Raw genomic sequence first — 19,218 nt, forward strand, 5'->3', positions numbered from 1 at the left:
GCGGTGGAAAATTAGCAAGTTTTCCGCCTATAAACTCTATAAATTTATAAGATACTATTTGGTATCCTTTTCAGATCTCAATTTAGATCCAGCCTTTTGTGCGAAATTCTTTCCATACCTGAATCAAATATGCCATTTCTTCCGGCGTTCCTAGCGTTAAACGATTGTAATTCGTTAATGGTGGGAAAGGACGACCAACCACAATATTGTATGCTTTCATTCTCTTAGCGTATTCAACACTATCACCTTTGATGCGATGAAAAATGAAATTCGCACTGCTTGCCACATAAGTAAGCCCTAATTCATCAAGTGCTTTCATCACCATACGGCGAGATTCATCTGTAACGCGACGGCTTTCTTGTAAAAAGGCGTTATCCGCTAAGGTTGCACGCGCCGCTACTGCCGCAGTTAAGTTGGTATTATCAGCACTTAAAAATTGGCGTAAATAATCCATTTCTGATTTCGCTGCCACCATATAACCAATCCGCAAACCGGCTAGGCATACAATTTAGAAAACGTTCTGGTTACCGCCAAACGTTCAGTGCCTTTACACGCCCATTCTATCGCACTGGTAAATTGCGGATCGCTTTCTGCATATTCTGCATAAGCCTCATCAATCAACAAGCGATGATTCGCTGGGATATTATCTAACCAAGGAGCTAACTGGCTATTTGGTGTTAGCAATGCCGTTGGGTTATTCGGGTTACAAAGATAAATAATGCTAATCCCATCAAATTGATCTGCCTTGGCTCGAATCGCATCAAGATCAAATGAGAGATCTGCTTTTAGCGGAACTTTTACTACAGGTATATTGCGAGCTGCAGCATAATCTTCATAAATACCAAATGTTGGATCGGGCGCAATCACTTGTACCGCTTGTTTTTATCATTCGCTTGTTGAATCCAGCCTGAAATCACAGCCTCAATGGCTTCAGAAGAACCATTACCTAATCCTACATTTTCTGTATTAAGATTGAAACGCTTAGCAATATCTTCAATCAAGCCTTCACGCTCACTGTCAGGATAGCGGTTGGATAAATTAAGATGATTAATCACAGCTTGACGCGCAGAGGCACTCATTCCCAATGAGTTTTCATTGAAGTTTAACAATAAAGGATGTTCAGCACTTGGTAGCGTGAACGTTATCTGTGCGGTAATCGGTTGCGTTTCGGCAAGCACTTTATGATTGAAAAAACCCGCGGCAACACCTGCTGCAGCAAGTTGTAACATACGACGACGATTGATTTGCATAATTATTCCTTATTTAGTTTTAGTCATTAAATTTCAAAATCACAAAATAAGCATTTCAAGCACAATAAATTTGCTTATTCAAAGTGAGTTAAATTTGTAACATTTCAGCTAGCTTGTCAAGTAATAAAACACAACCTTTAACTTTATATGCATAAAAAATGAATTTTAATTCAATTTAAAGGGATTACTGCCGTATGAGAAATGTTTTCTTGTAGGAAAAAGAAGGAAACCGAGGGAAAACTGAAGAAAACACATTTTTGAGGTGCTAATATTGCAACGTAAAATCCATTTGTCCCTTTACACAAATATACAAAGTGCGGTGAAAAATTAGCAAAATTTTTACCGCACTTTCTTTTATCTAACTTAACAGCTTTATCTGCTCTGCAAACGCCGCCACTTTTTGCCAATCGGTATATTCAACTTCTTTACTGGTGTCAGTTTCGCCGCCAGTGATTTTCATAATAAACGAATCATCATTCGGTCGAACCAGCCATAACGGGGATACAACAATGCGCCAGCAAACACAGCGGCACAAGTGGGCTTCCAAGCAATGCGTTGTAGAAATTTCCGCACATAGACATTAGTTTCTGGGGTATTTTTATCTGCTTTGCGAGCGGTAAGGTTGACGCCGAAAAATGCTGTTTTTTGTGATTTAAAAGTGAGGTGTTTTTTTCGATAAATTTATAGAGCAATTTATTAAAGTGTCCATAACGAATCGATGCGCCAATAATAATGCGTTCAAATTCCGCTAAGTCAGCCATATTCTCATTAATACTACGCACTTCTGCGCTTAACTTTTCTGCCAAAAATTGGGCGATTTTTTGCGTTTGCCCGTCATAGCTAGAATATAAAATCAAGGTTTTCATTAGGTTCTCCAAAATGCGGGGCTAAATAGCACTAATAATGAGAAGACTTCTAAACGTCCCGCCACCATTGCGAAAGAAAAAACATATTTTGCGCTATCTGGCACGTCAGCAAAGCTGGTGCTAATCATTCCCAAGCCTGGGCCTGCATTAGTAATCGCGGCAAAAACAGCGCCGATGGAATCAAATGCGCTCATTCCACATAAAATAGCTGCGAAAACGCAGAGCCAGAAGGTTAAGAAAAAAGCGATTAAAAATGCCCAAATACGTTCGATAACGTGCATAGACAAGAGATTATCGCCTAATTTTACGGGAACGACTAAGTTAGGGTGCACAAGGGATTTTAGCTCGCGCTTAAATTGCAACCATACCACCAAAACGCGGATCATTTTGAGCCCACCTGATGTTGAACCTGCACAACCACCCAATAATCCTGCGAACACTAGCATCATTCCTAAAAAAGGCGGTAACTGATTGAAATCAAATAAGGTGTAACCCGACGTCATCGCCATTGAGGCCGATTGCGCGCTCCCCTGCGCGAAGGCATCAATTAAGGAAAGGTTATCGAAAGAAAGGTATAGCCCAAGGGATAGCACCAAAATAAAGAAGCCTTGCACTAAACAAAAGAAGCGAAATTCGGGATCGTGCCAGTAAGTTTTCCATAGGCTTTGGTGCTTCCAATGGGTTAGCGCGGTGATGTGCAGCCCAAAGTTGCAGCCAGCTACCAGCATAAAAAAGGCAGCCAGAAAGTAAATAGTGGAATTGTTGAAATAGCCTAAATTCGCGTCGTGGGTGGACATTCCGCCATTAGACACGGTAGAGAAACTATGAGAAATCGCGTCAAATAGCGACATTCCCGCGCCCCAATAGGCAATAATACACACAGTGGTCAGCACGCAATATAAAATCCACAACAACTTTGCCACTTCTGCAATTCTGGGAAGATTTTTCTGATCTTTAAGCGGCCCTGAGGATTCAATACGATAAAGCTGACTACCACCAATGCCCAAAATTGGTACGACTGCTACCACTAAGACGATCAATCCCATTCCGCCTAGCCATTGCAAAAGTTGGCGATAAAATAAAATGGATTTAGGTAAATTATCTAGCCCCGACATCACCGTTGCGCCCGTGGTAGTGAGTGCTGAAAAGGCTTCAAAGGTGGCATCGGCAAAGCTCATTGTTAATTCATCAAATAATAAGAAAGGGATCACCGCCAATAAACTGAGCAATACCCAGAACGCCACCACAATAAGAAAGCCTTCTCTGGCACGCAATTCCTGTTTATGTTGATGACAGCTCCACCACAACAACGTACCAAAAGAAAAGCTGGCAATAAAGGCTTGCATAAAGGCTTTTCCGCCACCATCGCCATAAATCAGCGCCACAAAAGCTGGCACGAGCATTGTGGCTGAAAAGCACATCACCAAAATGCCGATAATTCGAAAAATAGATAATATATGCACAATGTTCTCTCTTATTTTATTGCGATGATAGCCAACTGCCCTGCTGAACGCTCGGTTAATTCTCGTTCAAACGCAGCGCGTTTATCAGGACGAATTGCCAACACAAAATGCACTTTTTCTTGGAAATCTTGCGATTCAATCAACACATCTTGCTGCTCGCATAAATGTTGCAGCCAGTTAATTTGGTCATAATCGCAAGTTAAACAAAAATGTTCTCGTTCCACTTTCATTGTGGTTTCGAGCAATTTCAACGCCTGTTGCACGCCATTGCCATAAGCGCGCACTAAACCGCCCGTGCCGAGCAAAATTCCGCCATAATAGCGCACCACCACAGCACTGATCTCACCAATCTGGCTACCCAACAAGGCATTCAGCATTGGTTTGCCCGCCGTGCCTGCAGGTTCGCCGTCATCAGAAAAGCCTAAAGATTGAGAATCCGAAGGCTTGCCCGCCACCGCTGCCCAACAATGATGGCGCGCATTAGGGTGCTGGGTACGAATTTCCTGCCAAAAGGCTTTCGCTTGTTCTAAACCTTCCGTATGTTTAAGATAAGTAATAAAACGACTTTTCTTAATTTCTTCTTCAAAAACCACCGCACTTTGCGGGATGAAATATTCCATAATCCTGTCATTTTGACCAATTTTCAATTGAACGGTATTATACGCACAAAATCATTTCAACGAAAAATAAACAATGAGCGAAATTCATATTCACCAACAGTTAGACACCCAAGGACTGCGTTGCCCAGAACCGGTAATGCTAGTACGCAAGCAAATTCGCCATATGCAAGAAGGGGAAGTGTTGCTCATTCTTGCCGACGATCCCGCCACCACAAGAGATATTCCAAGTTTTTGTCAATTTATGGATCATCGCTTACTTAAAAGCGAAACAGAAAGTACACCGTTTAAATATTGGGTGCAAAAGGGGCAGTAAAAAGCAAAATAAAAAGGTGCGTTAAACGCACCTTTTTTTGTCAGAACAATTATAGATAGAATTTATCTACAAAGTTTAATTTATCGTCAAGTTTTAACACCAACGGCTGACCTGTTGGAATTTCAAAATCCATAATGTCTTCATCAGAAATACCGATGATATGTTTTGCCAAAGCGCGCAATGAGTTGCCGTGCGCAGTAACCAATACACGTTTACCCGACAACAATGCTGGTGCAATTTGATCTTCCCAGAAAGGTAACACACGCTCTAAAGTACTTTTAAATTTTCGCCATCTGGCACAACATCTTGTGGGAGAAGTGCATAACGACGATCATTATGCGCAGAATGCGGATCATTTGGATCAAGTAATGGTGGTAAAGTATCATAAGAACGGCGCCAAATATGCACTTGTTCTTCACCATATTTCTCTGCGGTGGCTTTTTTATCTAAACCTTGTAACGCACCATAATGACGCTCATTTAAACGCCAGCTTTTCACTTGTGGAATCCAAAGTTGGTTAGATTCTTCTAACACGATGTTACAGGTTTTAATTGCACGAGTTAATACAGAAGTAAAGGCAATATCAAATTCATACCCCGCATCTAATAATTTTTTACCTGCGGCCTTAGCTTCTTCCACACCACGTTCGGTTAAGTTCACATCACGCCAGCCAGTAAATAAGTTTTTTGCATTCCACTCACTAAAACCGTGACGGATAAACACTAATTCCATAGAAAATCTCCTAATGTTAATGAAAAAATACTGGGCATTTTATAGCAAAAATTTCAATCTTTTAAAGGAAAAAGCGTTACTTTCCTGATCTTTCGCAAGGATTTGCTAGGTTGTGATTTTTCCCTAAGCGAGGATTTTCAGATTTGTACAAAAATTTTCCGCCGAACATTTAGCGCCTTGCGCAAATAATGGTATAGTTATGCACATTTTTAGCCGCCAGTTTTAGTTTCTAATTTTATTAATGAGAGAAAAAACGACCGCACTTTTCTTTTTTGCCTGCGCACTGCCTTTCGCCGTGCAAGGCGCTGATCTGTCTGCGATTCAAAAACAGATCAAACAGCAAGAACAGAAAATTGCTGAACAAAAACGTGAACAAAATAAATTGCAATCCACCCTAAAAAATCAGGAGTTGCAAATTAACGGCGTGGTCGGCCAACTGCGCAAAACAGAATCTGACCTAAAAGCAATTCGCAAAATGATGGCGGATACAGATAAACAAATCAAACACTTAGAAAGACAAGAAAAAAATCAGAAAGAAAAACTGGCTAAACAGATCGATGCAATGTACCGCTCGGGGATTAATCCTTCAATGTTGGAAAAACTGTTTTCCGAAGATGCCCAAAAAGCGGAACGAATGAAGGCTTATTATGATCATATGAACCAAGCTCGCCTTGCATTAATTGAAGATCTGAAACAAACGCAAGCACAGCTCAAGAAAGAAAAAGCCAATATTCAAGATCAACAAAAAGAGCAACAAAATCAGCTCAATGAGCAAAAAAAGCAGCAGCAAAGTTTGCAAAAAGTGCAGCGCGAACGCCAATCCACGCTCAATCAGCTGAATAAAAGTTTAGCCAAAGATCAGAATAAATTGGACAGCTTGAAAGCGAACGAAAATGCCTTACGCCAACAAATCCAGCGCGCGGAACAGCAGGCTCGTGAGCAAGAAAAACGTGAACGTGAAGCCTTAGCACAGAAAAAACGCCAAGAGGAACAAAAAAGCCAAAAACCTTACACACCAACGGCGCAAGAAAACAGCTTATGGCAAGCAGTTCAGGGCTGGGCAAACCACAAAGACAATATCAATATCCCGTGTCAGGAAAAATTCTTAACCGTTTCGGTTCAACGCAAATGGGCGAGCTTAAATGGAAAGGGATCGTGATTGGTGCAAATGCAGGGGCGTCTGTACGCGCAATTGCCGATGGACGTGTGATTTTGGCAAGCTGGCTGCAAGGTTATGGGCTAATGGTGATCATCAAACACGGCGAAAATGATCTGAGCTTATACGGCTATAACCGCGCCGTGTCAGTCAAAGAAGGGCAACTAGTGAAAGCAGGACAGAAAATTGCCGAAGTGGGATCATCAGGTGGACAATCACGCTCAGGGCTGTATTTTGAAATTCGCCGCAAAGGCGTCGCGGTCAATCCAACAGGTTGGTTGCGATAATGAAAAACTCTAATCAAAAACAACGCGTGAAAAAACAATTCATAAAGAAAACAAGTGCGGTCAAAAATTTGTTTATTTTTTCCACCGCACTTTGCTTGAGCCTATTCTCCACAATTGCGCTCAGCCAATCACGTCTAGCCATTGTGATTGATGATGTGGGCTATCGCCCGAAAGAAGATGCCGCCATTTATGCAATGCCGAAAGAAATCTCGGTGGCAATTATTCCCTCTGCGCCTTACGCCAAACAACGCAACGCACAAGCCGAACAGCAAAAACGTGATGTGCTAATTCATCTGCCAATGCAACCCCTTGGTAACCATAAAATTGAGGCTGGTGGACTGAGTTTAGGAATGTCGCAACAACAAGTGAATGAAAACATACAAAAAGCGAAAAACATTGTGAGCTATGCTATCGGGTTAAATAACCATATGGGCAGTGCAGCAACGGCGGATCAAGATTTAATGACGAAATTAATGATCGCATTGCAAGAACAGCATTTATTTTTCTTAGATAGCCGAACCATTGGTCGTTCAGTGGCAAGTAAAACCGCAAAGCAACAAGGCGTAAAAGCCCTAGATCGCCATATTTTCTTAGATGATAGCGATGCGTTCGCCGATGTTCAACGCCAATTTCAACAAGCCATTGCCTATGCACGTAAACACGGTACTGCAATCGTCATCGGACATCCGCGTAAAAACACGGTCGCTGTACTACAAAATGGCTTACGCCATCTACCAAATGATATTCAATTAGTGAATATTGGTAGCTTATGGCGAGGAGAAAAGATTGTACCAATCAAGCCGTTTATTATGCTATTTAACACTACCCCAGCGCCAACTTCTGTTGCGCCTTTTCAAGATGTGCCATTATTGCGGGGCATTCCAAGATAAAGGAAATGAAAAGAAGTGGCGGAAGACAATGGGAGTCGAACCCACCCAAGATTGCTGGCAACCTTAACAGGATTTGAAGTCCTGCCGTTTCACCGGAAACGCCTATCTTCCGAAAGTGTGTTCACTTTAAAGGAAATCGGCTGATTATTCAAGGTGTTGCTGGGGAAATTTAATCAATACAACACACTTGATAAGTTAGGGCTGAATTTTCAACAAAAAACAGTATGATTAAAGCTAATTTTCCTAAAATGGCATAAATGACAGATAGGACAGCACAATGAACAGCCTATTCCAACAACTTCCTTCCATTGATAAATTACTAAAGCAGCCTGAAATTGCGTCTTTGATCGCAGAATTTGGGCGTAGTGCGGTGGTGAAAATTTGCCGCAGTTTGCTTGAAAATGCACGCGCTGAAATAAAAAATACGAAAATACCGCACTTTTTTCACGATAATTCCACGCTAATCGCGGAAATTCAACGACAATTACAAACTCAGCAGCAAGTGAAAATTCAGCCTGTGCATAACTTAACAGGTACAGTGCTGCATACAAATTTAGGGCGCGCATTGTGGGCGAATGCTGCACAGCAAGCGGCGTTATTGGCGATGCAAGAGAATGTGGCATTGGAATACGATTTGGCGGAAGGCAAGCGTAGCCATCGAGATAATTATATTAGCGAGTTATTATGTGAACTCACGGGGGCGGAAGCCGCTTGCGTGGTGAACAACAATGCAGCGGCGGTGTTGCTGATGTTAGCCACCTTTGCGGCAGGCAAAGAAGTGGTGATTTCGCGTGGTGAACTCATTGAGATTGGCGGCTCATTCCGTATTCCAGATATTATGCAGCAAGCAGGGTGTAAACTGGTGGAAGTGGGAACAACAAATCGCACCCATTTGGCGGATTATCGCCGTGCGATCAACGAAAATACCGCCTTTTTAATGAAAGTTCATAGCAGCAATTATCAAATTTGTGGCTTTACACATTCTGTCAGCGAAGCGGAATTAGCACAACTTGGCAAGGAAATGAATGTACCTGTGATGACGGATTTAGGCAGCGGTGCGTTAGTCGATCTCAGCCAATATGGCTTACCCGCTGAGCCTACTGTACAGGAAAAATGGCAACAAGGTATGGATTTAATCTCATTTTCTGGGGATAAATTACTAGGTGGTCCACAGGCTGGCATTATTGTTGGGAAAAAAGATTTTATTGACCAATTGCAATCTCACCCACTGAAACGGGCATTGCGTTGCGATAAAGTGATTTTAGCGGGCTTAGAAGCGACCTTGCGTTTATATCTTCAGTCTGAGAAATTGGCGGAAAAACTTACCAGTTTGCATTTACTCACCCAGCCTGTGTCGGCATTACGCCAACAGGCGGAAATACTCAAAGTGCGGTTGGAAAATCAGTTAAATTTTTCCTATACAATCCGCGTGGAAGAAAGCCAAGCACAGATTGGCAGCGGCGCGCAGCCTTTAGCGAAAATTCCCTCTGTGGCGGTAACCCTTGAAGAAAAAAACTCGCAAAAATTGACCGCACTTATCCAGCGCTTCAAACAACTTCCTCAACCAATTATTGGTCGAATGGAGCAAAATAAACTTTGGCTCGATTTGCGTAGCCTTGCGAATTTTGAGCGCCTACTAAATACCTTGGAGCAACTATGATTATTGTTACCTCAGGCCACGTTGATCACGGTAAAACCGCGTTGCTACGGGCTTTAACAGGCACGAATGCCGATCGCCTACCTGAAGAAAAAAACGTGGAATGACCATTGATTTGGGTTATGCCTATTTGCCGTTGCAAGAGAAAACGCTCGGTTTTATTGATGTCCCCGGCCACGAAAAATTTCTTTCTAATATGCTCGCAGGCTTAGGTGGCGTAAATTACGCAATGTTGATTGTGGCAGCAGATGAAGGCATTCAACCACAAACAGCGGAACATTTAGCTATTTTGCGTTTATTGCATTTTGCACAAATTATTGTGGTGCTGACAAAAGCGGATAAAGCCAGCGAGTCGCAAATTAATGAAGTAAAACAATCGCTTATTCAGCAATATCCATTCTTGGTAGAAAGCCCATTTTTTATTACTTCCGCCCAAACAGGGCAAGGCATCGCAGAATTACAACATTATTTAGCCAATTTGCCTGAACTGGCAGACCGCAACAAGCCTTTCCGTTATGCCATTGACCGAATTTTTACCATTAAAGGGGCCGGAACGGTGGTAACGGGTACGGCTTTCAGTGGACAGGTTGCAATCAATGATGAGCTTTATCTTTCCACTGGGCAAAAAGTGAGAGTGAAGAATATCCACAGCCAAGATAGCCAAGCCGAACTTGGTCAAGCGGGACAGCGCTTGGCGTTAAATATTCAAACCGAGGTTTCACGAGAGGCGATTCAGCGTGGGGATTGGCTTTTTTCGCAACCGCCAGGCTCGCCAACGGATCGGATTACCATTGAAGTCGAGGCTGCGCAAAACTTGCAAGAAAGCCAAGCGGTGCATATTTATCACGCAGCATCTCGCACCACGGGAAAGATCACATTATTACAAGCTAAGCAGCTTTCCCCCCAACAAAGAGCCTTAGCAGAGCTAATTTTGCAAGAACCGCTATTTTTAACCTTTGGCGATAAATTAATTTTACGCACAGGCGATGCAAAATCCTTATTGGCTGGCGGTAAAGTGGTTGAAATCCATTCACCAAAACGTTATAAACGCACCGAAGTGCGGTTGAATTTTTTGCAAAATTTACTAGCATCACAGCATTTCGATCAACGCTTGAACTATTATTTACAGCATCGTCCTATGCAGTTGGCTGAATTGGCTTGGCTGGAACAAATGGAAGAAGCCCAACTCAGCGCTTTGATTGCCGATAATCAGGCGCTGGCTTGGCAAGGTTGGGCATTTAGCCAAGACTATCAACAAAGGCAATCCGATAAACTCATTGAAACCTTGGCAAATTATCATCAACAACAGCCAGACCAGCTAGGATTGAGCAAAGCGCGTTTATATCGCATTGCAGCCATTAATCAGCCAGAAACTTTAATCTATCACTTTATTGAAAAGCTTCTAGAGCAAAATAAAATTCAGCAAACGCGCGGCTGGTTACATCTTCCTAAGCATAAAATTCGTTTCAACGCTGAAGAACAAGCCTTATGGAAAAAAGTGCTAGCTCACTTTGAGCAACAACAAGGACAAGCCCTTTGGGTACGCGATCTAGCCAATTTGCTCGAGCTTGAAGAAAGTGAAATGCGTAATTTTCTTTATAAAGCAGGGAAATTAGGTTATCTCACCCCTATCGTGCGTGATCGTTTTATGCTCACCGAAACCCTTTATGCTTATGCTCGCTGGATCAAGGTATTTATTCTGCAACAGGGGGAGATTTCTGTTAATCAGCTGCGTGATGAATTGCAATGGGGAAGAAAAATGACGGTGCAATTAATGGAATATTTTGATCGATGCGGATTTTTACGCCGTAAAGGCAATGTACATTTATTGCATGATAGGGATTTGTTTGATTTGTAATTCACAGAAAAAACAAGTGCGGTGGAAAATCTCTAAATTTTTTACCGCACTTTTATTTTGCTTTTGTTATGTAAAAAAGCAGAAATTAGATATTTACATTGAATTTATCGTCAATAAAGCATTGATTCATTTCAAAAGCTGGCTTAGCAGCTTTGTCTTTGCCGATGGCTTTTGATGGCACGCCTGCTACGGTGGTGTATTCTGGCACGGCTTGCAACACCACAGAATTTGCGCCGATTTTGGCGTAACGGCCAATTTCAATATTGCCGAGAATTTTCGCGCCCGCACCAATCATAACGCCCTCACGCACTTTCGGGTGGCGGTCGCCAGATTCTTTCCCTGTTCCGCCAAGGGTAACGCCTTGTAGAATGGAGACATCATTTTCAATCACTGAGGTTTCGCCCACCACAATGCCTGTGGCGTGGTCGAACATAATGCCGCAGCCGATTTTCGCCGCAGGGTGAATATCCACATCAAAGGCAACGGAAATTTCATTTTGCAAATAAATCGCCAGCGCCTTGCGGTTACGCTGCCATAAATAATGGGTAATGCGGTAGCTTTGTAAGGCGTGAAAGCCTTTTAAATAAAGCAACGGCGTTGTCCATAATTCCACCGCAGGATCTCGTTGGCGCACCGCACGAATATCACAAGCAGCACTGCCGATAATATCAGGCTCAACTTGGTAGGCTTCTTCAATAATTTCACGCAGGGCAATGGCTGGCATAATGGGATTGGCTAATTTATTCGCCAAAATATAGCTCAACGCATTGCCAAGATTTTGATGTTTAAGAATGGTGGAATGAAAAAAACTGGCGAGCATTGGCTCACATTCTGCTAATTCTTTCGCTTCTTGACGGAGTAATTTCCAAACTTCAGCTGGCATTTTATTCTCCTTTGCGCTCGCGTCCAAGCAGGCTTAAGGCCACATCTTGCGCATTTTTACCGCAGAATAACACTTGGTAAATTTGTTCGGTAATCGGCATTTCTACTCCGTGGCGCTGAGCGAGTAAATAGGCTTCTTTGGTGTTGTAGAACCCTTCCACCACTTGTCCAATTTCAGCCAAGGCTTCTTCGGCATTTTTCCTTGCCCAAGCATTAAACCAAAACGGCGGTTACGCGATTGGTTGTCGGTACAGGTTAGCACCAGATCACCTAAGCCAGACATTCCCATAAAGGTGCTTGGATTTGCTCCAAGGGCTTCACCTAATCGGCTGATTTCCGCCAAGCCACGGGTAATCAAGGCAGTGCGTGCATTTGCGCCAAAGCCCATACCATCAGACATTCCAGCGCCAATGGCGATCACGTTTTTAATCGCGCCACCAAGCTGAACACCGATCATATCCCGATTAATATAAACACGGAAATGTTTGCTGCAATGAATACGCGCCTGAAACTCTTCCGCGAAAGCCTGATCGTGTGAAGCCAGCGCTATCGCCGTAGGCAATCCTGCCGCCAGCTCTTTCGCAAAGGTTGGGCCAGAAAGCACCGCAAGGGGATATTGCGTACCAAGTTTTTCTTCCACCACTTGTTGCAATAAACGCCCTGTATCACGCTCTAGGCCTTTGGTTGCCCACACAATGCGGTGATGGGGTTGGTGCGGTCGGATTTTTTGTAAAACTTCGCCAAAAACGTGGCTTGGTACAACGATCAATAAATCTCGCGATTTTTGCACCGCACTTGCAAGATCGCTTTCAATCTCAAGCGCACTTGGGAAAGGGATATTCGGTAAAAAGGCTTGGTTGCAACGTTCTTCATTCAAGCGTTGCATATGTGCGGGATCGTGTCCCCAAAGATAAGTCGGCGAACCATTACGAGAAAAGCTGATGGCCAGCGCCGTGCCGTAAGATCCTGCGCCAATCACAGTAATGGGTGAATTTGAGATGTTGTTGTGCATTAATAATCCCCATAATGAAAATAAAGGTGAATCACACTCACTATTAATGCCTTGAGTTTAACCTACTTGAATTAGACTGAAAATAGAATTTTTACAGAAGTAGCTTAGTGGTGGGGCGCTACATAAAGTATTTGGATAGATTACCTTGTCAAATTGTATCCTATCGAATACAATTTAAAAAAGTAGCAACAAGGCTTAACTATAATGAATGAAATTATTCTCACAGATGAATTTAGATTATGGCTTACCAAACTAAAGAACCCAATCGCCAAAGCGACAATAGCAAGACGAATTAAAAATGCGATTAAAGGAAATTTTGGCGATCATAAACCACTTGCTGGAGCAAATGGTATTTATGAAATGCGAATTGCAACAGGTGCAGGGTATCGCGTTTATTATATACAGCAGGGCAAGGTCGTTTATGTATTGTTATGCGGTGGCGATAAATCAACACAAAAAAATGATATAGAAAGAGCTAAACAATTATTTAATGTATTACAAAGGGGGAAAAATGAAATCAACGAATATTAATGAATCAGCAGTAGAAGAGCTAGGCTTGAAGCCTTTTGATGTGGCTGAATATTTGAATGATGAAGAAACTATTCAAGCATATTTAATGGAAGTGCTAAAAGAAGGTAATCAAGACGAATTTTTAGAAGCCTTAAGCGATGTCGCAAGAGCAAGAGGAATGACGGAGCTGGCTAAACAAACAGGTTTAGGGCGCGAAAGTCTGTATAAAACCCTATCCAAAGGCAGTAAACCGAGATTTGAAACCATACAAAAAATTCTCGCGGCGTTTAATTTGGAACTCGTGCCAACAATTAAAGTGCGGTGATTTTTTCCATAATTATTTTCACATAACCAATCGTACAATATAGCTAACAAATCTCCCCTAACCCCTCTTTACTAAAGAGGGGGATTTCTTGGGACATTATTTACATTTTTATGTGGATAGGTAGAGTGAGGATTCAGCCCACCAAATCAGGTCATCAAAGGGAATAAATTACATAAAATGATGGGCTAAAGCCCATCCTACGTTTTGTTGTTGTGGGTATATCTTTCAGGCGGACACATCGGTCCGCCACTACATTTTTGCGATGATAAATTCGATGACGCAGAAAAGTGCGGTGGATTTTTCTGGATTTTTGGCTTTATTGTTTTTGCTTGAGATCTTAAATACGCGTTGATCTGATTCCCCTCTTTAGTAAAGAGGGGTTAGGGGAGATTTGGAAAGCAAGGAGAGATTTGGAAAAACAGCAGTAATTTGGAAATTTATATAAAAAAAGTGGGCATTTCGCCCACTTTTCTGATTAATTCACGGTTTCTGGTTGCTCGCTTTGTGCTTGCTCCGCTTGTTGGCGCTCTAGATATTCCATAAAGAGTGCATCAAAGTTTACTGGAGAAAGATTTAATGGCGGGAATGTGCCGCGGTTTACAAGGCTGGCAATTAATTCACGCGCATAAGGGAAAAGCATATTTGGGCATTGTGAGGTTAAGCAATGGGCAAGTTGAACCCCTTCAAGGCCACTCACAGTAAATACGCCTGCTTGTTTTACTTCACAAATAAATGCCACATCACCGCTTTCTTCAAGGGTGGTTTCGGTGGAAATGTTTAAACATACTTCATAAAGATCTTCACCCAATTCAACCACTTCGGTGTTTAAATCGAAAGAAAGTTGTGGTTTCCATTCTTGTTGGAAAATATGTGGAAGATTTGGTGCTTCAAAAGACACATCTTTAATATAGATGCGTTGAATTTGTAATACGGCTTCTGTTGCTTGTGCTTCCGTTGCAACTTCTTGATTTTGCTCAGTCATTTTCTATTCCTCTGTGAGTTATTTATCTTTTTTCACTAATGGCAAATTCGCTGAACGCCAACCTGCAATCCCTTCTTTTAATGCGTACACGTCACTAAATCCTTTTTTAGCCAAAAGCTCTGCGGACGCGCCAGCTGCCATTCCTGTGGCACAAACCACCACAACAGGCTTGTCTTTATGCTGTTCAATTTTACCAATATTTTGATTTTTAATTTCGCTTGGTAGTAAATGAATGCTGTGAATAATATGCCCACGTTCAAATTCATCAAGGGTGCGCACATCGATCACGGTGGCATCTTTATTATTCATTAAACTAACCAATTCCGCATTCTCAATGGTTTTCACTTTGGTGATGAATGCTTTGAAATAGGTATAAATAACGAGAAAAAATACGGCTATCCAAGAAATAACCATTAATGTGTGATTTTTGGCAAAAGCGGTTGCCATCGGTAGAAATTCTTGCATTTTACTCTCTATGTTTTAGTTCAAAATAAAGGCTTAAGTATAACCGCACTTTATTGATCTTTCAAAGGAAGTCTGTGAAATTCCTGTGTCGTTATTCAATAATTTATTCTAAATCAAGAGATAAACAAAAATAGTTAGCGGAAATATAGCGATAATGACGCTTTATTGCTATATTAGCGCCCGATTATAGGGATATCCCCTTTATGTGGACATTTTCTTTTGGCTATTTTCAAAAAGAAAATCATTTTATCTTTTATCGTTTACAAGAGGTCTTACTATGTTTTTTCTCCAATTTGCCATCGTTTTGGTGTGCATTTTGATTGGTGCACGCATTGGCGGTATCGGCTTGGGAGTAATGGGCGGCGCAGGGCTTGCTATTCTCTCTTTCGGCTTTGGTTTACAACCAGCGGGCTTACCCATTAACGTAATGTTAATGATTATGGCGGTGGTTTCTGCAGCGGCAGCAATGCAAGCAGCAGGCGGTTTAGATTATATGATCAAAATTGCTACCAACATTTTGCGTAAACACCCGAAATACATCACCTTTATTGCGCCAGCAGTAACTTGGACATTCACTGTATTAGCAGGAACAGGCCACGTTGCTTATTCTGTATTACCTGTGATTGCTGAAGTAAGCCGCCACAACGGCATTCGTCCTGAGCGTCCACTTTCAATGGCTGTGATTGCTTCACAATTTGCTATCGTTGCTAGCCCAATCGCTGCGGCAGTGGTGGCGGTAGTAGCCTATCTTGAACCACAAGGCATTCACCTTGGTGATGTATTAATGGTAACAATGCCATCAACCATTTTAGGTTTAGCGGTGGCTTGTATTTTCGTGAATAAAATGGGTAAAGAATTAAAAGATGACCCGAATTATCAACGTTTATTACAAGATCCTGAGTATGTAAAAGAAAACCACACTGACGTAAACCCAGACAACATTCAATTAAAACCAACAGCAAAATTGTCTGTGGGATTATTCCTATTTGGTGCATTGCTTGTGGTATTGATGGGGGCATTCCCAAGCCTACGCCCAGCCTTTGACGGCAAAGCAATGGGAATGGCACACACTATCGAAATCGTAATGCTTACCGTGGGTGCGTTAATCATCTTAACTTGTAAACCAAACGGCAACGCCATTACACAGGGTTCCGTATTCCACGCAGGTATGCGTGCGGTTATCGCCATTTTCGGTATCGCGTGGTTAGGTGATACCTTAATGCAAGCCCATATGACTGAAGTAAAAGAAAGCGTGAAAGTGTTGGTAGAAACCGCACCTTGGACATTCGCCATCGCCTTATTTGTGCTTTCTGTGTTAGTAAATAGCCAAGGGGCAACGGTTGCCACTCTTTTCCCAGTAGGGATCGCACTCGGCATTCCAGCTCCTGTATTAGTTGGGGTATTTGTGGCAGTAAATGGTTACTTCTTCATTCCAAACTACGGCCCAATCATTGCGTCCATTGACTTTGATACCACCGGCACAACACGCATTGGTAAATTTATCTTTAACCACAGCTTTATGTTGCCGGGCTTATTAAGTATGGCATTCAGCTTGGCGTTCGGTTTATTATTCGCCAATATTTTATTGTAAATTTAGACCGCACTTTCCTTTCTAAACTGAGCGATATCATCGCTCAGTTTTTTATCTAGCATTCCCCCGTAAACTTCCGCATAATATCGCCACTTGACCTAACAAAAGGAAAATCACAATGACCATTTCAAAACAACAAATTCTTGATGCTTATATTTCCGCCACGCGTGCAAACAATATGATCCAAGCAAAAAAATCAAGCGATGAGGATTTCCGTTTTATTTTAGAAACTGCCCGTCTTTCGCCGAGTTCTTTCGGTTTTGAGCCGTGGAAATTCTTAGTGATCGAAAATCAGCACATCAAAGAGCTGATCCGCGATAATGCGTGGGGGGCGAAAGATAAAGTGATGGATTGTAGCCATTTTGTGGTGATCCTTGTCCGCCAACCGCAAACTCTGCTCGCTGATGGCGATTATGTGCCACATATGATGCGTGATGTGCATCATATCCCTGAAGAGGCGTTAAAAATGCGTCAAAATTTCTACCGCAACTTCACTGAAAAGGATTTTGCTCTAACTGAAAACCCCGTGGCGTTTTACAACTGGGCGTGCCGCCAAAGTTATATCGCACTCGGCAATATGCTCACTAGCGCCGCAATGATCGACATCGACAGCACCCCGATTGAAGGCTTCCCACTAGAAAAAATGAATGATTTATTGGTGGCAGAAGGCTTATACAAAGCTGATGAATACAAACTCAGCGTAATGGCTGCGTTTGGTTATCGCCTAAACGAACCAAGAGAAAAAACACGCCAAGCCTTTGATGACGTGGTGGAGTGGGTGAAATAAAAATCCCCAAAAATCGCACCGCACTTTCATTCTCGCAAAGACAAAGTACGGTGTAAATTTCTCAACGTTTCTTTTCTAAAAAATCTCGGAACAATTATGCTAATTTCTTTTATTTTGATTGCCCTATGTGCCGGTGTCGCCCTTGCCACGCAGGCCGCCATTAACAGCCAACTTGCCGGTTCATTAATGGGGCAACCTGTTGTCGCCGCCTTAATTTCCTTCGCAACAGGGACATTACTGCTCTTTTTCATTTGCTGGTGGAAGGCTGATCTTTTCACCGCCTTGCAACAAGTGCCAAAACAACCCCTATGGAAACTTCTCGGCGGTCCACTGGGGGCGTTAGTGGTGTTCACCACTATTTTTCTTGCACCGAAAATGGGCGTAACCAATATGCTCTTTTTTATTATTGTCGGCCAACTCATCGCCGCCGCCATCATCGATCATTTTGGCTTAATCGGAATGACCGCCCGCCCAATCCAAATCTGGCAACTCATCGGCTTTGTGTTTATGGGGTTAGGCCTCGTGCTGTTTTTCTTTGGGAAAAGGTTGTTTGGGTAGGGCTTTTCTATTCTTCAACTCTCCTCTAACCTCTCTTTACTAACAGAGGGGGGACAGGATTGAAACGTGTTTAAGATCTCTGGTAAAAAGCAATAAAGTTAAAAATCCCGAAAAAAACACCGCACTTTTTGCTTTATTGAATTTTCTCATTGCAACAAAGTGTAGTGGCGGACCTGTGTGTCCGCCTGAAAGATATATCCACAACAACAAAACGTAGAATAGGCTTTAGCCCATCATTTAATGTAATTTATTCCCTTTGATGACCTGATTTGATGGGCTGAAGCCTCATTCTATCTATGCACATAAAAATGCAAACAATATCGCTAAGAAATTTGTGAATGATGCCCCAAGAAATCCCCCCTCCTTAGCAAAGAGGGATTAGGGGAGAATTGAAAAACAACGGAGATTTGAAAGATAGCAAATATTTGAAAATCTAGGGAGATTTAGCCATCTTACAAAATCATCTTCACCAATTTATCCGCTTTGATACGGGCGAATTTTTTTAGTAGTTTTTGCACTGGGGCTGGGTATTGTGAGAGTTCGTCCAGTTCCGTGTAGTGTTTTAGTTGGGTGGTGTGTTGGCGGATGCAGTCTAGCTCTTGTTGCACTTGGGCTTGCAGCTGTTGGGCTGGGTCTTGAATGAGCAAGCCATTTTCTGCATCTAAACGCCAAGCGCGTGGGTTTAGGTTGTTGCCAGTTAATAAAATATGGCTATCGTCCACCCACACACCTTTTAGGTGATAGCTGTTCTCGCCGTCTTTCCAAGTGCGAATAACAAGCTGGCCTTGGTTAATTTGCTGTTCAAATTTTTGGCTGAAATGGCGTAAATTGCTTTCATATAAATAAGGCAGTGCGCCCGCCATTTTGAACGGCTGTGAAGGGGGAATGTAAAAATCGTTGGCGGTTTTGTCGCCCACGATAATTTCAATGTGCTTGCCTTTTTGTAATAAACGGCGGATTTTTTGTTGTAATGGACGTGGAAAATTAAAATATGGCGTACAGATCACCAATTTT

Annotated in this window: 16 protein-coding genes, 1 tRNA gene and 6 pseudogenes; 10 read left to right on the forward strand and 13 right to left on the reverse strand. The window is 42.4% G+C overall.

The genetic code is table 11. From position 1 onward, the window contains the following. Positions 1-82 precede the first annotated feature (82 nt). The 6 genes and pseudogenes from C3Z13_RS12715 to C3Z13_RS06515 form a co-directional block, all read right to left on the reverse strand. Positions 83-475 (reverse strand): aminotransferase class I/II-fold pyridoxal phosphate-dependent enzyme, encoded by a 393-nt coding sequence (locus tag C3Z13_RS12715; protein WP_219827895.1) that lies wholly within the window; start codon positions 473-475, stop codon positions 83-85. Positions 476-495: 20 nt separating this feature from the next. Then, positions 496-867 (reverse strand): aminotransferase class I/II-fold pyridoxal phosphate-dependent enzyme, encoded by a 372-nt coding sequence (locus C3Z13_RS12720; RefSeq protein ID WP_219827896.1) that lies wholly within the window; start codon positions 865-867, stop codon positions 496-498. Further along, positions 864-1,250 (reverse strand): hypothetical protein, encoded by a 387-nt coding sequence (locus C3Z13_RS11915; RefSeq protein ID WP_219827897.1) that lies wholly within the window; start codon positions 1,248-1,250, stop codon positions 864-866. The genes C3Z13_RS12720 and C3Z13_RS11915 overlap by 4 nt, the downstream gene beginning before the upstream one ends. Positions 1,251-1,706: 456 nt before the next feature. After that, positions 1,707-2,116 (reverse strand): annotated as a pseudogene (gene hemG, locus C3Z13_RS06505) (menaquinone-dependent protoporphyrinogen IX dehydrogenase). Then, positions 2,116-3,579 (reverse strand): TrkH family potassium uptake protein, encoded by a 1,464-nt coding sequence (locus C3Z13_RS06510; RefSeq protein WP_165779993.1) that lies wholly within the window; start codon positions 3,577-3,579, stop codon positions 2,116-2,118. Before C3Z13_RS06510 ends, hemG begins: the two are co-directional and overlap by 1 nt. Before the next feature lie 11 nt (positions 3,580-3,590). After that, complete coding sequence (locus tag C3Z13_RS06515; protein ID WP_103855398.1) at positions 3,591-4,202, reverse strand: YigZ family protein; 612 nt, start codon at positions 4,200-4,202, stop codon at positions 3,591-3,593. Between the two features lie 70 nt (positions 4,203-4,272). Between C3Z13_RS06515 and tusA the strand changes: the two genes are divergently transcribed. Further along, entirely contained in the window at positions 4,273-4,512 is a 240-nt protein-coding gene (gene tusA / locus C3Z13_RS06520) for a sulfurtransferase TusA (protein ID WP_103855388.1), read from the forward strand. A 49-nt stretch (positions 4,513-4,561) separates the two neighbouring features. On the opposite strand, the pseudogene C3Z13_RS06525 reads toward tusA, so the two are convergent. Then, positions 4,562-5,244, reverse strand: a pseudogene (locus tag C3Z13_RS06525) (2,3-diphosphoglycerate-dependent phosphoglycerate mutase). 241 nt (positions 5,245-5,485) lie between these two features. On the opposite strand from C3Z13_RS06525, the pseudogene envC reads away from it, so the two are divergent. Continuing rightward, positions 5,486-6,687 (forward strand): annotated as a pseudogene (gene envC, locus C3Z13_RS06530) (murein hydrolase activator EnvC). Further along, a complete protein-coding gene (locus C3Z13_RS06535; RefSeq protein WP_103855389.1) occupies positions 6,687-7,577 on the forward strand; it encodes a divergent polysaccharide deacetylase family protein in 891 nt (296 codons plus the stop codon). Before envC ends, C3Z13_RS06535 begins: the two are co-directional and overlap by 1 nt. A 16-nt stretch (positions 7,578-7,593) precedes the next feature. Here C3Z13_RS06535 and C3Z13_RS11675 read toward each other — a convergent pair. Further along, positions 7,594-7,688 (reverse strand) — tRNA-Sec (locus C3Z13_RS11675). A 166-nt stretch (positions 7,689-7,854) separates the two neighbouring features. Here C3Z13_RS11675 and selA point away from each other — a divergent pair. Together selA and selB are read left to right on the forward strand one after the other, a co-directional pair. Continuing rightward, entirely contained in the window at positions 7,855-9,237 is a 1,383-nt protein-coding gene (selA, locus tag C3Z13_RS06540; protein WP_103855390.1) for an L-seryl-tRNA(Sec) selenium transferase, read from the forward strand. Then, positions 9,234-11,092, forward strand: a pseudogene (gene selB / locus C3Z13_RS06550) (selenocysteine-specific translation elongation factor). Before selA ends, selB begins: the two are co-directional and overlap by 4 nt. A gap of 85 nt (positions 11,093-11,177) precedes the next feature. Here selB and cysE read toward each other — a convergent pair. Further along, complete coding sequence (cysE, locus tag C3Z13_RS06555) at positions 11,178-11,975, reverse strand: serine O-acetyltransferase (protein ID WP_103855393.1); 798 nt, start codon at positions 11,973-11,975, stop codon at positions 11,178-11,180. 1 nt (position 11,976) lies between these two features. Continuing rightward, positions 11,977-12,986, reverse strand: a pseudogene (gene gpsA / locus C3Z13_RS06560) (NAD(P)H-dependent glycerol-3-phosphate dehydrogenase). A gap of 204 nt (positions 12,987-13,190) precedes the next feature. On the opposite strand from gpsA, the gene C3Z13_RS06565 reads away from it, so the two are divergent. Together C3Z13_RS06565 and C3Z13_RS06570 are read left to right on the forward strand one after the other, a co-directional pair. After that, on the forward strand, positions 13,191-13,517 hold the full coding sequence (locus tag C3Z13_RS06565; protein ID WP_103855394.1) for a type II toxin-antitoxin system RelE/ParE family toxin: 327 nt from the start codon (positions 13,191-13,193) through the stop codon (positions 13,515-13,517). Further along, positions 13,498-13,821, forward strand: a complete 324-nt coding sequence (locus C3Z13_RS06570) for an addiction module antidote protein (protein WP_103854476.1) — start codon at positions 13,498-13,500, stop codon at positions 13,819-13,821. Before C3Z13_RS06565 ends, C3Z13_RS06570 begins: the two co-directional genes overlap by 20 nt. Before the next feature lie 475 nt (positions 13,822-14,296). Here C3Z13_RS06570 and secB read toward each other — a convergent pair whose 3' ends face one another. Both secB and C3Z13_RS06580 read right to left on the reverse strand, forming a co-directional pair. Further along, positions 14,297-14,803 (reverse strand): protein-export chaperone SecB, encoded by a 507-nt coding sequence (secB, locus tag C3Z13_RS06575; RefSeq protein WP_103855395.1) that lies wholly within the window; start codon positions 14,801-14,803, stop codon positions 14,297-14,299. An 18-nt stretch (positions 14,804-14,821) separates the two neighbouring features. Then, entirely contained in the window at positions 14,822-15,268 is a 447-nt protein-coding gene (locus C3Z13_RS06580) for a rhodanese-like domain-containing protein (RefSeq protein WP_103855396.1), read from the reverse strand. 277 nt (positions 15,269-15,545) lie between these two features. Between C3Z13_RS06580 and C3Z13_RS06585 the strand changes: the two genes are divergently transcribed. The 3 genes and pseudogenes from C3Z13_RS06585 (at position 15,546) to C3Z13_RS06595 (ending at position 18,204) form a co-directional block, all read left to right on the forward strand. Then, a complete protein-coding gene (locus C3Z13_RS06585) occupies positions 15,546-16,859 on the forward strand; it encodes an anaerobic C4-dicarboxylate transporter (protein WP_103855397.1) in 1,314 nt (437 codons plus the stop codon). A 118-nt stretch (positions 16,860-16,977) separates the two neighbouring features. After that, positions 16,978-17,646, forward strand: a pseudogene (locus C3Z13_RS06590) (NAD(P)H-dependent oxidoreductase). Between the two features lie 96 nt (positions 17,647-17,742). Then, positions 17,743-18,204 (forward strand): DMT family transporter, encoded by a 462-nt coding sequence (locus tag C3Z13_RS06595; protein ID WP_035686123.1) that lies wholly within the window; start codon positions 17,743-17,745, stop codon positions 18,202-18,204. Between the two features lie 452 nt (positions 18,205-18,656). Here C3Z13_RS06595 and pssA read toward each other — a convergent pair. After that, positions 18,657-19,218, reverse strand: a 562-nt coding sequence (gene pssA, locus C3Z13_RS06600) for a CDP-diacylglycerol--serine O-phosphatidyltransferase (RefSeq protein WP_103855399.1), incomplete at its 5' end; no start/stop codon positions are given.

It is taken from the genome of Avibacterium endocarditidis, assembly GCF_002921145.1.
GTDB lineage: Bacteria > Pseudomonadota > Gammaproteobacteria > Enterobacterales > Pasteurellaceae > Avibacterium > Avibacterium endocarditidis.

What these genes read in the sequence shown, in the direction of transcription:
- C3Z13_RS12715 (WP_219827895.1), bottom strand. Translation starts at nt 475, where the DNA reads ATGGTGGCAGCGAAATCAGAAATGGATTATTTACGCCAATTTTTAAGT.
- C3Z13_RS11915 (WP_219827897.1), bottom strand. Translation starts at nt 1,250, where the DNA reads ATGCAAATCAATCGTCGTCGTATGTTACAACTTGCTGCAGCAGGTGTT.
- tusA (WP_103855388.1), top strand. Translation starts at nt 4,273, where the DNA reads ATGAGCGAAATTCATATTCACCAACAGTTAGACACCCAAGGACTGCGT.
- C3Z13_RS06535 (WP_103855389.1), top strand. Translation starts at nt 6,687, where the DNA reads ATGAAAAACTCTAATCAAAAACAACGCGTGAAAAAACAATTCATAAAG.
- selA (WP_103855390.1), top strand. Translation starts at nt 7,855, where the DNA reads ATGAACAGCCTATTCCAACAACTTCCTTCCATTGATAAATTACTAAAG.
- cysE (WP_103855393.1), bottom strand. Translation starts at nt 11,975, where the DNA reads ATGCCAGCTGAAGTTTGGAAATTACTCCGTCAAGAAGCGAAAGAATTA.
- C3Z13_RS06565 (WP_103855394.1), top strand. Translation starts at nt 13,191, where the DNA reads ATGAATGAAATTATTCTCACAGATGAATTTAGATTATGGCTTACCAAA.
- C3Z13_RS06570 (WP_103854476.1), top strand. Translation starts at nt 13,498, where the DNA reads ATGAAATCAACGAATATTAATGAATCAGCAGTAGAAGAGCTAGGCTTG.
- secB (WP_103855395.1), bottom strand. Translation starts at nt 14,803, where the DNA reads ATGACTGAGCAAAATCAAGAAGTTGCAACGGAAGCACAAGCAACAGAA.
- C3Z13_RS06580 (WP_103855396.1), bottom strand. Translation starts at nt 15,268, where the DNA reads ATGCAAGAATTTCTACCGATGGCAACCGCTTTTGCCAAAAATCACACA.
- C3Z13_RS06585 (WP_103855397.1), top strand. Translation starts at nt 15,546, where the DNA reads ATGTTTTTTCTCCAATTTGCCATCGTTTTGGTGTGCATTTTGATTGGT.
- C3Z13_RS06595 (WP_035686123.1), top strand. Translation starts at nt 17,743, where the DNA reads ATGCTAATTTCTTTTATTTTGATTGCCCTATGTGCCGGTGTCGCCCTT.